This is a genomic window from Streptomyces sp. NPDC003456, from assembly GCF_042878735.1.
In the GTDB taxonomy this organism is placed as follows: Bacteria; Actinomycetota; Actinomycetes; order Streptomycetales; family Streptomycetaceae; genus Streptomyces.
This window is the reverse complement of sequence record NZ_JBIAOK010000001.1, coordinates 1,015,787-1,028,242: the sequence shown is the minus strand read 5'-3', so window position 1 is coordinate 1,028,242 and position 12,456 is coordinate 1,015,787. Positions and strand designations below refer to the sequence as shown.

Sequence of the window (12,456 nt, the reverse complement as noted above, 5' to 3'; positions counted from 1 at the left end):
TCACCGGACGGCCGGAGCGGCCGGAGTGTCGACGAAGCTGTAGCACGGCAGCGGGCCCGTCACGCTGAGCGCCAGCCGGTCCCCGACGTCGCGGGCCTGCGCGGCCACGGCCTGCCGGAAGCGCTCCTCGTCGGCGCAGCGCACGAGGAACGACGTACTCAGCACCTGTTCCTCGTCGACCGGGCCCTGCACCGTGCGCACGGCCAGCGGCGTGAGCCCGGCCAGCACCGCCCGTGCCGCACCGCGTGCCTCGCGCGCGACACCCCGGGCCAGTGCCTCGCCCAGCCGTACGTTCGCCTCGTAGCCCGGATTCCGCCGGGTCCGCAGCGCGAGGGCCCGCAGCGTGTCGTCCCGGCGCACCAGGTCGGCGACGCACCCGGGCACCACGGCCCCCTTCACGTTCATCTCCACGCAGTCCCGCACGGTGTCGAGCTGCGCCGCGAAGTGGGCCCGGCCCGAGCGCAGTTGCCCGGTCAGCGTCTCGGGGTCGGGGCTGAGGACGGCGAAGCGCATGGGCAGGACCGGGCCCTGCGCGGCCAGCTCCTGGAGCACCTTCTGATGAGCCGTCAGGTCGCGTCGGCGCGCCCGGACGCCGGCCGGGGCGTCGGAGACCGCCGCGCACAGCCCGGCCTCGGCCACGAGCCGCACCGCGGCACCGCCCACCCCGGGTGAGCGCGGCGGGCGCACCCCCTCGGGGGTGATGCCGTAGACGTACAGGGTGCCGAGCGTGCCGGCGGTGGTCGGGGCGGCGGTGGCCGTCACGGTCAGTCCTCCTCAACCCTGCGGCGCCGGGGCCGCGGGCGGTCGTCGTCACTGCGGCGCTTGCGTTCCGGCCGCGGGGCGCGCTCCGCGGGGACGCCGGAGTCGTCGTCCTCCTCCTCGTCCGGCGTGAGGACGTCGCGCACCTTGTCGGTCAGCGAACGGGCGGTGCGCTTGGCGCCCGCCTTGCCGACGCTCTTGGCGACCGAACCGCCGAACAGCTCCGGCACGGTCTTGGAACGCGCGTCGTACTCGAGGTCCAGGCGGTTGCAGGCCTCCGCGAAGCGCAGATAGGTGTCGACGCTGGCGACCACGATGCGCGCGTCGACCTTGAGGATCTCGATCCCGACCAGTGAGACGCGCACGAAGACGTCGATCACCATGCCGCGGTCGAGGATCAGTTCCAGCACGTCGTAGAGCGTGCCGGCGCGGGGCGCACAGACGATCTCGTCGCTGTGGACGGTCATGCGGCGGTCCTTCCGGTCGACGGGGCGACGGGTCCGGTCACTGGTCCTGGGCGCCGCGCCGGTAGCGCGCGACCCTGCGGTACTGCACCAGCTCACCCGCCCGGTCCAGCTCCACCCGGTACGTGGCGAGCAGACTGGTGGTGTCCGGGATGCGTGCCAGTTCCAGCACGTCGACGTCGACGATCCAGCCGTCGTCCTCGCCGGGGCACACCGCGGAGACTCCTTCGAGGCGGTGGCCGATCAGCTCGGTCAGCGCCCCGGCGGCACGCCGGGCGGCGTCCCCGGCACCGCGCACGGCCGGCCGGCGCCTGCCGGCCGGGGCCGTGCCGCTGCGCCGCTCACGGGCTCCGGGTTCTGTCATGTGCCCCACTCTCGCCCCGGCGGCGGGCGCGCGCGTGCTCGGTTGGGCCGTCCGGGCCCCGCCCGCGGGGGCGAGCCGTTCAGCAACCCCACATCCCCGCTCCCCGCGCGCGACACGCGAAGGTCAGCCGGCCTCGGGACAACAGGGGGCGGCGGCACCGCCCGCCGCCCCCGGCCCGTGACCAGGAGAAGCCATGACCGGCGCACTGACCGTCGCACGCCCCGATCGGCCCGCGGCTCCCACCCGCTACACCGTCTCCCTCGCCCGGACCGAGGACGACGTACGCGCCGCCCAGCGGCTGCGGCACGACGTCTTCGCCGGGGAACTGGGCGCGCTGCTCGCCGGGCCTCAACCCGGCCTCGACGTCGACGCGTTCGACGCGTACTGCGACCACCTGCTCGTGCGCGAGGAGACCACGGGGCAGGTCGTCGGCACCTACCGGCTGCTGCCGCCCGAGCGCGCCGCCGTCGCCGGACGCCTGTACTCCGAGGGCGAGTTCGACCTCACCGCCCTGGACGGCATACGGTCGCAGCTCGTCGAGGTCGGCCGCTCCTGCGTCCACCCGGACCACCGCGACGGGGCCGTCATCGGCCTCATCTGGGCCGGTATCGCCCGCTACATGGCCGACCGGGGCCACGAGTGGCTCGCCGGCTGCTGCTCCGTTCCGCTGGCCGACGGCGGCACCCTCGCCTCCGCCGCCTGGGACCGGGTGAGCACCGGCCACCTGTCGCCGCCCGACCTGCGGGTGCGCCCGCTGCTGCCCTGGATACCCGGCCCCGCGCCGGCAGCCCGGATCGAACTGCCCGCCCTGCTGCGCGGATACCTCCGCCTGGGCGCCTGGGTGTGCGGCGCACCGGCCCACGATCCGGACTTCGGCGTGGCCGACCTGTACGTGCTGCTGCCGATGAGCCGGGTCAACCCCCGCTATCTGCGCCACTTCCTCTCCCTCGTCCCCGCGTGACGAGCGCCTGGCTGCCCACCGCGCCCTGCACCCCGCGGGCCTGCGTGGAGTCGACGACCGCGGCGCTGCGGGCCGTCCCGCGCGCCGTGCTGCGGCTCACCGGTGCGGTCCTGCTGCTCCTGGCCGGCCTCGCCCTGTCGCCGCTCGGGGCCCGGGTGCCGGCGGACGTGGTGCGGCGGTGGTGCCGGTGGATCGCGCGGGCCGCCGGGGTGCGGGTCCGGATCACCGGCGGCCCGGTCCCCGCCGGGGGACTGCTGCTGGTCGCCAACCACATCTCCTGGCTGGACGTCCCGCTGCTCGCCGCCGTCCGCCCCGCCCGGATGCTGGCCAAGACGGAGGTCCGGCACTGGCCCGTCGCCGGTGGTCTGGCCGCCCGCGGCGGCACGCTGTTCATCGACCGGGACCGGCTGCGGGCCCTGCCGGACACCGTCGCCCGGGTCGCCGGCGCCCTGCGCGGGGGCGCCGCGGTCGCGGCCTTCCCGGAGGGCAGCACCTGGTGCGGCCGGGCGCAGGGCCCCTTCCGCCGGGCCGTCTTCCAGGCCGCGCTGGACGCCGGGGTGCCCGTCCTGCCGGTGCGGATCGCCTACCGGGTGGACCGCGGAGCGGCCAGCACCGCCCCGGCGTTCGTCGGCGACGACACGCTGCTCGCCTCGGTGTGGCGTGTGGCGACCTCACGCGGCCTGGTCGCGGAGGTCGAGGTGCGCCCGGCGATCCCCGCGGGCCGCGCCTCCGACCGCCGTACGCTGGCCCGCGCGGCGCAGCGGCACGTGACACCGCCCCCGTCCGGGCCGCACGCGGTCCTCATGGCGTAGGCGGCGAGGACCGGGCTCAGCGCGTGCCCGACAGGGTGCGGGAGAGGTACGGGGCCGTCCGGCTGTCCGGGGCCGCCGCCACCCGGGCCGGCGTACCCGCCGCCACGATCCGGCCGCCCGCGTCGCCGCCGCCCGGGCCCAGATCGACCACCCAGTCCGCGCCCGCCACGACCGACATGTCGTGCTCCACGACGATCACGGTGTTCCCGGCGTCGACCAGACCGTGCAACTGGCGCATCAGGACGTCCACGTCGGCCGGGTGCAGGCCGGTGGTGGGCTCGTCGAGCAGGTAGAGCGTGTGGCCGCGCCTGCCGCGCTGGAGTTCGCTCGCGAGCTTGATGCGCTGCGCCTCACCGCCGGACAGCTCGGTCGCGGGCTGCCCGAGGCGCAGGTAGCCCAGCCCCACGTCGAGCAGGGTGCGCAGGCTCCGGGCCGCGGCCGGGGTGTCCGCGAAGAACTCCGCGGCGCCCTCCACCGTCAGGTCCAGCACCTGCGCGATGTTCCGTCCCCGGTACGTCACTTCCAGGGTCGCGGGGTTGTACCGGGCCCCGCCGCAGTCCGGGCAGGGCGCGTACGTGCTGGGCAGGAAGAGCAGTTCCACGCTGACGAACCCTTCGCCCTGGCAGGTCTCGCAGCGCCCGCCCGCGACGTTGAAGGAGAACCGGCCGACGCCGAAGCCCCGGGCCCGCGCCTCGTCGGTGGCGGCGAACACCTTGCGCACGACGTCGAACAGCCCGGTGTAGGTGGCGAGGTTGGAGCGCGGGGTGCGCCCGATCGGCTTCTGGTCGACCGACACCAGCCGGCCCACCCCCTCGGTGTCCTCGGTGATCTCCCCGATGAGCGTGGACTTGCCCGACCCGGAGACACCGGTGACGGCGGTGAACGCGCCGAGGGGGAACTCGGCGGTCACCCCGCGCAGGTTGTGCCGGGTGACCGGCCCGACCGTCAGCAGGCCGCTCGGGGTGCGCACCGGCCGGACCGGGGCGGGGGAGCGGTCGAAGAGGTAGCGGGCCGTCGCCGACTCCGCCACGGCGGCCAGACCGTCCACGGGGCCGCTGTGCAGGACCCGTCCGCCGTGTTCGCCCGCCAGCGGCCCGACGTCCACCAGCCAGTCGGCACCCCGCACGACGTCGAGGTGGTGCTCCACCACGAACACCGAGTTCCCGGCGGCCTTCAGCCGCTCCAGCACGGTGATCAGCGCCTCCGTGTCGGCCGGGTGCAGCCCGGCCGACGGTTCGTCGAGGACGTACACGACACCGAACAGGCCGGAGCGCAACTGGGTGGCCAGGCGCAGGCGTTGCAGCTCGCCGGCGGACAGGGTCGGCGTGGCCCGGTCCAGGCTGAGGTAGCCGAGGCCGAGTTCGACGACGGGCGCGATCCGGGAGCGCAGGTCGTGGGTGAGGACCTCGGCCGCCTCGGAGCCCGCGTCGAGTCCGGCGGCCAGTTCCACCAGGGGCAGGGCCGCCAGGTCGGCGATGGTCCGGCCGCCCACCGTCACCGCCAGCGCCTCCGGCCGCAGCCGGCTCCCGCCGCACGCCGGGCAGGGCGCACTGGTCAGGAACCGCTCGGCCCTCGCGCGCAGGGCCGCGCTCCTGGAGTCCGCGAACGTCTTCATCACGTACCGGTGGGCGCTCATGTACGTGCCCTGGTACGGGCGCTGGATGCGGTCGGCGTCCCGCACGGGGTGCACGGTCACCACCGGCTGCTCGTCCGTGAACAGGATCCACCGCCGCGCCTCCGCGGGCAGTTCCCGCCAGGGCCGGTCCACGTCGTAGCCCAGCGCGTCGAGGATGTCCCGCAGGTTCTTGCCCTGCCAGGCGCCCGGCCAGGCGGCGATCGCCCCCTCGCGGATCGACGACGACGGGTCGGGGACGAGCAGTTCCTCGCTCGTCCGGTGCACCCGTCCGAGTCCGTGGCACTCCGGGCAGGCACCGGCGGCCGTGTTCGGCGAGAACGCGTCGGAGTCGAGCCGCTCGGCGCCGGGCGGGTAGGTGCCGGCGCGGGAGAACAGCATGCGCAGGGAGTTGGAGAGGTTGGTGACGGTGCCGACCGAGGAGCGCGAGGTGGGGGCCGAGCGGCGCTGCTGGAGCGACACGGCCGGCGGCAGACCGGTGATCTCCGCGACCTTCGGCGCGCCCACCTGGTGGATCAGCCGGCGCGCGTACGGGGCGACCGACTCGAAGTAGCGGCGCTGCGCCTCCGCGTAGATCGTGCCGAACGCCAGCGACGACTTCCCCGACCCGGACACGCCGGTGAACACGGCCAGGACGTCCCGCGGGATGTCCACGTCGACCCCCCGCAGGTTGTGCTCGCGTGCTCCGCGCACACGCACGTACGGGTCGTGGGGGACAGGGAGGGCACGGGGGGCGGCGGGGTCGTGCATGGTCGCGACTCTAGCCCGAGGTGATCGCGGCCAGCCGCCGGTAGGAGTCCAGGAGGGCGTCGCGGTCGTGGGTGCTGGTGGTGACCAGGACCTCCTGGGCCCCGGTCTCCTTCAGCACCGTCTCCAGTTCGTGCGCGACCTGCTCCTCGGTGCCGGCGAGCTGACCGGTCAGGCCGGACTCGTAGAAGCCGCGTTCCTTGGCGGTCATGGTGAGTGCCTCGACGCGCTCGGCGGGCGGCAGGGGCGGGAAGGTGCCGCGGGTGCGGGAGTACGCCATCGACCAGGCCTCGGGGACCAGCAGCCGCCGGGCCTCCTCGGGGGTCGCGGCGACGGCGACCGTGCCGGAGACGACCACGTAGGGCTGCGCGGCCCAGGGGGAGGGGCGGAAGTGCGCCCGGTAGCGGTCGATGCCGCGCCGCATCTTCTCCCGGTCGCGCAGGTCGCCGATCACCATGGGCAGTCCGAGCCTGGCGGCGACGGCGGCGCCTTCACCCATGGCCAGCACGAACGGCGGCACGGCCAGTCCCTCGGCCGGGCGGGCGTGCACGCCCGTGGGGGAGGTGCCCTCGAACCAGCCGAGCAGGTCCCGCAGTTGCGCCTCGAAGTCCTCGGCGTCGCCCTTGTCGCGGCCCAGGGCCCTGCGCACCCCGTCCGTGAAGCCGACGGAGCGGCCGAGCCCCATGTCGATGCGCCCGGGGAACAGCGACTCCAGCACCCCGAACTGCTCGGCGACGACCAGTGGCCGGTGGTTGGGCAGCATCACCCCGCCGGTACCCACCCGGATGGTCCGGGTGGCGCCCGCGACGGCCGCGGCCAGCACGGTGGGCGCGGATCCGGCGACCCCGGGCACCCCGTGGTGCTCCGACACCCAGAACCGGTGGTAGCCGAGCCGCTCCAGCTCCCCCGCGAGCCGCACGGTGTCCCGCAGGGCCTCGGGGTGGGTGTGGCCCTCCCGGGTGCGGGAGCGGTCGAGGACGGAGAAGCGGGTCGAGGCGATCAGGGAGCTCACACCGTGTTCAACGCGTGCGCCCCGGTGGCATTCCCGGCCCCGGGCGCACCCGGGTGTCCGGCACCGGTCAGTCCTCGGGGCGCAGCAGCCCGCGCTCGTAGGCCTTGACGAGGTGCTGCGGGACGAGGTGACGGACGCCGTCGATGGTGACCGGCACCAGCGCGGGGGTGGCCGCCTTCCATTGGGCGCGGCGGTGGCGGGTGTTGCTGCGGGACATCTTCCGCTTCGGGACAGCCATGGGACTCCTCCTCGGGACCCCCGCCCGGCCGGGCGGGCCACCGAGACGCTACATGAAAATGGATCCCATTAACAAAAGCCGTCCGGAGGAGTGCGCCCGTCGCCGGGGCCCTAGGGTGGGCGTGTGAGCGATGACACCGGCAAGGCCCCGCTGGCCGTGTTCGACCTGGACAACACCCTCGCCGACACCGCGCACCGGCAGCACTTCCTGGAGAGCCGCCCCAAGGACTGGGACGGCTTCTTCGCGGCCGCGCCGCAGGACGGGCCGCTCGGCGAGGGCATCGCGCTGGTCACGGAGTACGTGCGCCGGTGCGAGATCGTCTACCTCACCGGGCGGCCCGAGCGCTGCCGGCGCGACACGCTCGACTGGCTGGCCGCCCAGGGGCTGCCCGAGGGGCGGCTGTACATGCGCGGGGACAGCGACCGCAGGCCCGCCCGGTTCACCAAGCTGCAGACGCTGCGGCGGCTGGCGCGGACCCGCGAGGTCCGGGTGCTGGTCGACGACGACGAACTGGTCTGCGAGGACGCCCGGCGCGCCGGCTTCACCGTCCTGCGGGCCGACTGGGCCGCCCGCTCCGCCGAGATGAAGGCGGCCCAGGAGCGCGAGGGCCGCACCTGACGGGCGCCCGCCCGTGACGCTACTCGGAGCCCTCCAGGCGGAAGCCGACCTTCAGGCCCACCTGCCAGTGCGCGATCTGCCCCTCCTCGAGCTGGCCGCGCACCTGCGTCACCTCGAACCAGTCCAGGTTGCGCAGGGTCTGCGAGGCCCGTTCGATGCCGTTGCGGATGGCCTGGTCGACGCCCTCGTGCGAGGTGCCGACGATCTCGGTGACCCGGTAGGTGTGGTGCGACATACCGCTGCTCCTCTTCCGTGACGGGTGTGTCAGGCGTCACTCCACCGTGCCCCACGCGGCGGCGAAGCGCGAGACGTCGTCCCGTGCCGTCGCCGCCGCGGAGCACGGGCGGTGTCAGCGGGCCGTGCTCAGGGACAGCGCGAACCGCCCCCCGGTGTCGGTCCACCAGTGGGTCAGGTCCAGCCCGGCCGCGGACAGTTCGGCGCGCACGCCCTCCTGCCGGAACTTCGCCGACACCTCGGTCCGCATCTCCTCGCCCGCCGCGAAGTCGACGGCGAGCCCGAGCGCCGGCACCTTCACGGTCTGCTCCGAACGGGACCGCAGCCGCATCTCGATCCACTCGTGCCCGGGATCCCACCGGGCCACGTGGTCGAACCCCGCGAGGTCGAAGTCGGCGCCGAGCTCACGGTTGATCACCGTCAGGACGTTCTTGTTGAACGCGGCCGTCACCCCGGCCGCGTCGTCGTACGCCCGGACCAGCACCTCCTCGTCCTTGACCAGGTCCGTGCCGAGCAGCAGGGCGTCGCCCGGTGCGAGCAGGGCCCGTACGGAGGCGAGGAACCGGGCGCGTTCGGCGGGCAGGAGGTTGCCGATCGTGCCGCCGAGGAACGCCACCAGCCGCGGCCCCGGTGTGTCCGGCAGCGCCAGGCCGGCGGTGAAGTCGGCGATCAGCGCGTGCACGTCCAGGCCCGGCCGCTCGGCGGCCAGCGCCTCCCCGGCCTGGGTGAGCGCGCTCCCGCTGACGTCGACGGGCACGTAACTGCGCAGGTCCGTCAGGGCGTCGAGCAGGTGCCTGGTCTTCTCGGAGGAACCGGAGCCCAGTTCGATCAGCGTGCGGGCCCCGCTCGCGGCGGCGATGTCGCCGGAGCGCGCGAGGAGGATCTCCCGTTCGGCGCGGGTCGGGTAGTACTCGGGCAGCGCGGTGATCTCCTCGAACAGGTCGCTGCCGTGGGCGTCGTAGAACCACTTGGGCGGCAGCGTCTTGGGGGAGCCGGTCAGGCCCCGCCGGACGTCGGCGCGCAGCGCGGCGTCCGTGGCGTCCTCGGGCAGGGTGCGGGTCAGGTGGAACGGGCTCACGTGCGGGGCTCCTCGGGAGTGGGCGCGAAGGTGTCGGCCGGCTCTTTCAGCGGGGTGAGCAGCACGTCCGTGCGGCTCGCCGCGAGCAGGGTGCGGTCGGGGACCTCCCGCCAGTGCGGGTCGTCGTCGTAGGGCTCGGACGCCACGACCGTGCCGCCGCCGGGCAGGGTCAGGTACCACAGCGTGTCGCCCCAGGCGGTGGCCGTGATGGTCTCGCCGTTGGCCATCAGCAGGTTGAGCCGGGAGCCGGGGGCCGCGGCGGCGACCTCCAGCACGGTGTCGGCCAGGGCCTGGCCCTCCTCGTCCCCGCTGCGCAGCCGCGCCAGCACCAGCGCCCACACGAGCGCCGAGTCGTTGCGGGCCTCCAGGGACAGCAGGTCCTCGTGCGGCAGCGTCCGGGACAGGGCGGCCAGCGAACCGGGCCAGCCCTTGACGGCCCCGTTGTGGCTGAACAGCCAGGTCCCCGCCGCGAAGGGTGCCGCGGCGGCCTCGGCGTCCGCACCCGACAGGGTCGCGTCGCGCACCGCCGCCAGCAGGCCCTCGGTCGTCACCACCCGGGCCAGGTCCGCGAACGACAGGTCGGCCCAGATCGGCCCGGCCCGCCGGTAGCGGGCCGGCACCGGGTCGCCCTGGGCGTACCAGCCCACCCCGAAGCCGTCGGCGTTGACCGTCCCGTGGCGCTGGCGGCGGGGGGCCCACGACTGCCGGTACAGCCCGTGCGGGGGCTCCACCAGCAGCCTGCCCAGCCGCTCGGCCGGCCCCACGTAGGCCAGATGACGGCACATCAGCTCTCCTCCGCGGAGCGGGCGGTGCGGAATCCGGAGAAGATCTGCCGCCGGATCGGGTAGTCCCAGTTGCGGAACGTGCCCCGGCAGGCCACCGGGTCCACGGCGAACGAGCCGCCGCGCAGCACCTTGTGGCCGGAGCCGAAGAAGACCTCGGAGTACTCCTTGTACGGGAAAGCCCGGAACCCGGGGTAGGGCAGGAAGTCGCTCGCCGTCCACTCCCACACGTCGCCGATCAACTGCCGTACGCCCAGCGGCGACTCACCGGCCGGGTAGCTGCCGGCGGGTGCCGGGCGCAGATGCCGCTGGCCGAGGTTGGCGTGCTCGGGGCCTGGATCGGCGTCGCCCCACGGGTAGCGCATCGAACGGTCGCCGGCCGGGTCGTACCGGGCGGCCTTCTCCCACTCGGCCTCCGTGGGCAGCCGGCGTCCCGCCCAGCGCGCGTAGGCGTCGGCCTCGTACCAGCACACGTGCAGCACGGGCTCGTCCGGCGGGACCACCTCGGTCACGCCGAAGCGGCGCCGCAGCCACTGCCCGCCGTCGCGCCGCCAGAACAGCGGGGCGCGGATGCCCTGCCCGCGGATGTGCGCCCAGCCCTCGGACGTCCACCAGCGCGGGTCGTCGTACCCGCCGTCCTCGATGAACGCCCGGTAGGCGGCGTTGGTCACCGGGGTGGTGTCGATGTGGAAGGCGGCCACCTCGCGCCGGTGCGCGGGGCGTTCGTTGTCCAGGGCCCACGGCTCGGCGGAGGTGCCCATGGTGAACGGGCCGCCGGGCACCAGGACTTCGGACGGCCCGGTGAACAGCGGCACCGGTTCCGGGTCGGGCGCCGTCAGCGCCTGGGGGCCTTTGCGCAGCTGATGGGTGATCAGCATGGTCTCGTCGTGCTGCTGTTCGTGCTGGGCGATCATCCCGAAGGCGAACCCGGCCTCCGTCAGCCGGGTGCCGTCGAACGCGGTCCGCTCCAGCACGTCCAGCGCCCGGCCGCGCACGTCGGCCGCGTAGGTGCGGGCTTCGGCGGGCGCCAGCAGGGGCAGCTTGGGCCGTTCGGCCCGCGGGTGCTCGAAGGCGTCGTAGAGGCTGTCGATCTCCGGGCGTATCGCCTCCTGCCCGGCGACGGCCCGCAGCAGCCACTGCTCCTCCTGGTTGCCGATGTGCGCGAGGTCCCACACCAGCGGCGACATCAGCGGCGAGTGCTGCGCGGTCAGGTCGGGCTCCTCGACGCAGCTGGTCAGCAGGGTCGTGCGGTCGCGTGCCAGGACGAGCGCGGCGACCGCGCGCTCGCGCAGCGCCTCGGGGTCCGCGGCCGGGGAGTCCGGGACGGCCTCGGGACGGGTGTCGGTCATGAGCGCGGGTCCTTCCCGTGGGCGCGGCCGTCCGCGGCGCGCTGTCGGTCGAGCAGATCGTCGGCGGGGCAGCGGCCCGGGACGACGTAACGGTCCAGAAAAGCCGTGACGGCCTCGACGACCTTCGGGGAGGCGCCGAGCCGGGGCAGGGCCTGGAGCGCGGCCGTGAAGCAGACGACGGCCGTCTCGCGCAGTTCCGCGTCGGCCAGGCCGGAACGGGCCGCGTCGCGCCAGAGCGGGTTGTTCGGCGCGGCCAGCCCCAGGGTCCGCTCGGCCAGCGGCTTCACGGTCCGGTAGGCGGTCTCGGCGGCCTCCGGGTCGTCGAACAGCGCCGCCGTCACGGCCAGCGGCACGATCCAGCCGTCGTCGCCCGGCTGCGCGTCGATCATGCGCAGTTCCAGGTGGCCGCGCGGCCGGACCGGCGGGAACAGCGTCGTCAGGTGGTAGTCGAGGTCCTCCCGGGTGGGCGGGCGGGGTGCGCCGGTGCGGACCCACTCGCGGAAGGTGAGCCCGTCGGGCACCTCCCACGGAACGCGGTCGCCGCGCACGCACATCACCGGGGAGTCCAGGACGTGGCGGGCCCAGGCGCCGCGCGGGTCGGCGTCCAGGGGCGGTCCGCCCGCCCGGCCGGCGCCGATCCGCGTCCAGGTCAGCTGGCGCGTGGAGAGCCAGCCGGTCGGCCGCCGGCCGGCGAGCGGGGAGTTGGCGAACGCCGCCACCAGGACCGCGCCCAGGTGGTGGGCCAGCCACCAGCGCCGCACGTGGCCGAGGGGCCCGGGTTCCTCGTGGCCGGCGTCGACGCACACCTGCACGGACGCGGAGGTGCACATCATGTCGCGGCCCGCCGGGCCGGTGCGGTCCAGGCAGGCCTCCATGGCGTCGTACCGCGGCTCCCGCAGGAACCGGCGGGGTGCGTGCCAGGGGTCCTGGCCGAGACCGACGAGAGCGAGGCCGTCCCGGCGCAGGGCCGTGCGGACGGCGTCCAGGTCGGCGGAGACGGTGTCGACGCACTCGGTCAGCGAGGCGGCGGGCGGCGAGCTGAGCTCCAGCTGGCCGCCGGGCTCGACGGTGAGCGCCGAGCGCAGGGGCAGAGCCCCCACGGCCGCGTGGGCCGCTCGGAGTCGTTCGTGGGTCACGGGGAGCTGCGGGGTGCGCAGCTCGTGGACGAGCCATTCCACCTCGACGCCGAGGCGGCGCGGCGGGCCGGTCTTGAAGCAGATGCCGCGGACCAGTGCCTCGACCTCGGCTTCGGACAGTGAGGTGCGTGGCCGGGTACAGCCACTTACCGAATCGGACATGTCGGGATCCTCCTGAGATTCCACCATGCCACCGGTCCGGGCACTTCGGCGCCCGGGGCCGGACGACTCGTCCCACCCAAGACCGTTGCCCCGCTCGCCACAAGGGG

Annotated in this window: 14 protein-coding genes; 3 read left to right on the top strand and 11 right to left on the bottom strand. The window is 74.9% G+C overall.

Annotated elements, in window-relative coordinates; all coding sequences use genetic code 11:
- The 3 genes from ACFYWG_RS04235 to ACFYWG_RS04225 are packed head-to-tail and all read right to left on the bottom strand — an operon-like array spanning position 1 to position 1,587.
- Positions 1-762, bottom strand: a complete 762-nt coding sequence (locus tag ACFYWG_RS04235; RefSeq protein ID WP_383500561.1) for a GvpL/GvpF family gas vesicle protein — start codon at positions 760-762, stop codon at positions 1-3.
- A 2-nt stretch (positions 763-764) separates the two neighbouring features.
- Positions 765-1,226, bottom strand: a complete 462-nt coding sequence (locus ACFYWG_RS04230) for a gas vesicle structural protein GvpA (RefSeq protein ID WP_383500558.1) — start codon at positions 1,224-1,226, stop codon at positions 765-767.
- Positions 1,227-1,263: 37 nt separating this feature from the next.
- Positions 1,264-1,587, bottom strand: a complete 324-nt coding sequence (locus tag ACFYWG_RS04225) for a gas vesicle protein (protein ID WP_383500555.1) — start codon at positions 1,585-1,587, stop codon at positions 1,264-1,266.
- Positions 1,588-1,780: 193 nt separating this feature from the next.
- Here ACFYWG_RS04225 and ACFYWG_RS04220 point away from each other — a divergent pair, with 193 nt between their 5' ends.
- Both ACFYWG_RS04220 and ACFYWG_RS04215 read left to right on the top strand, forming a co-directional pair.
- A complete protein-coding gene (locus ACFYWG_RS04220) occupies positions 1,781-2,548 on the top strand; it encodes a GNAT family N-acetyltransferase (protein WP_383500552.1) in 768 nt (255 codons plus the stop codon).
- A complete protein-coding gene (locus ACFYWG_RS04215; RefSeq protein ID WP_389199171.1) occupies positions 2,545-3,360 on the top strand; it encodes a lysophospholipid acyltransferase family protein in 816 nt (271 codons plus the stop codon). The genes ACFYWG_RS04220 and ACFYWG_RS04215 overlap by 4 nt, the downstream gene beginning before the upstream one ends.
- A 16-nt stretch (positions 3,361-3,376) precedes the next feature.
- Here ACFYWG_RS04215 and ACFYWG_RS04210 read toward each other — a convergent pair whose 3' ends face one another.
- The 3 genes from ACFYWG_RS04210 to rpmF all read right to left on the bottom strand — a co-directional run bounded on the left by ACFYWG_RS04210 (position 3,377) and on the right by rpmF (position 6,990).
- Positions 3,377-5,743: an ATP-binding cassette domain-containing protein gene (locus tag ACFYWG_RS04210; RefSeq protein WP_383500546.1), complete on the bottom strand. Its 2,367-nt coding sequence runs from the start codon at positions 5,741-5,743 to the stop codon at positions 3,377-3,379.
- A gap of 10 nt (positions 5,744-5,753) precedes the next feature.
- The gene (locus ACFYWG_RS04205; protein WP_383500543.1) at positions 5,754-6,752 is read right to left on the bottom strand and encodes an LLM class flavin-dependent oxidoreductase; all 999 of its coding nucleotides are present in this window, start codon (positions 6,750-6,752) and stop codon (positions 5,754-5,756) included.
- Between the two features lie 67 nt (positions 6,753-6,819).
- Entirely contained in the window at positions 6,820-6,990 is a 171-nt protein-coding gene (gene rpmF / locus ACFYWG_RS04200; RefSeq protein WP_389199168.1) for a 50S ribosomal protein L32, read from the bottom strand.
- 123 nt (positions 6,991-7,113) lie between these two features.
- Between rpmF and ACFYWG_RS04195 the strand changes: the two genes are divergently transcribed.
- On the top strand, positions 7,114-7,608 hold the full coding sequence (locus tag ACFYWG_RS04195; RefSeq protein WP_385417019.1) for a hypothetical protein: 495 nt from the start codon (positions 7,114-7,116) through the stop codon (positions 7,606-7,608).
- Between the two features lie 19 nt (positions 7,609-7,627).
- On the opposite strand, the gene ACFYWG_RS04190 is transcribed toward ACFYWG_RS04195, so the two are convergent.
- The 5 genes from ACFYWG_RS04190 to egtA form a co-directional block, all read right to left on the bottom strand.
- Positions 7,628-7,843 (bottom strand): dodecin, encoded by a 216-nt coding sequence (locus ACFYWG_RS04190; RefSeq protein WP_333936343.1) that lies wholly within the window; start codon positions 7,841-7,843, stop codon positions 7,628-7,630.
- Between the two features lie 114 nt (positions 7,844-7,957).
- A complete protein-coding gene (gene egtD / locus ACFYWG_RS04185; RefSeq protein ID WP_383500536.1) occupies positions 7,958-8,920 on the bottom strand; it encodes an L-histidine N(alpha)-methyltransferase in 963 nt (320 codons plus the stop codon).
- Positions 8,917-9,705, bottom strand: a complete 789-nt coding sequence (gene egtC, locus ACFYWG_RS04180) for an ergothioneine biosynthesis protein EgtC (RefSeq protein ID WP_389199165.1) — start codon at positions 9,703-9,705, stop codon at positions 8,917-8,919. Before egtC ends, egtD begins: the two co-directional genes overlap by 4 nt.
- A complete protein-coding gene (gene egtB / locus ACFYWG_RS04175; protein ID WP_389199163.1) occupies positions 9,705-11,051 on the bottom strand; it encodes an ergothioneine biosynthesis protein EgtB in 1,347 nt (448 codons plus the stop codon). The genes egtC and egtB overlap by 1 nt, the downstream gene beginning before the upstream one ends.
- Entirely contained in the window at positions 11,048-12,349 is a 1,302-nt protein-coding gene (egtA, locus tag ACFYWG_RS04170; protein WP_383500527.1) for an ergothioneine biosynthesis glutamate--cysteine ligase EgtA, read from the bottom strand. The genes egtB and egtA overlap by 4 nt, the downstream gene beginning before the upstream one ends.
- Between the last annotated feature and the right edge of the window lie 107 nt (positions 12,350-12,456).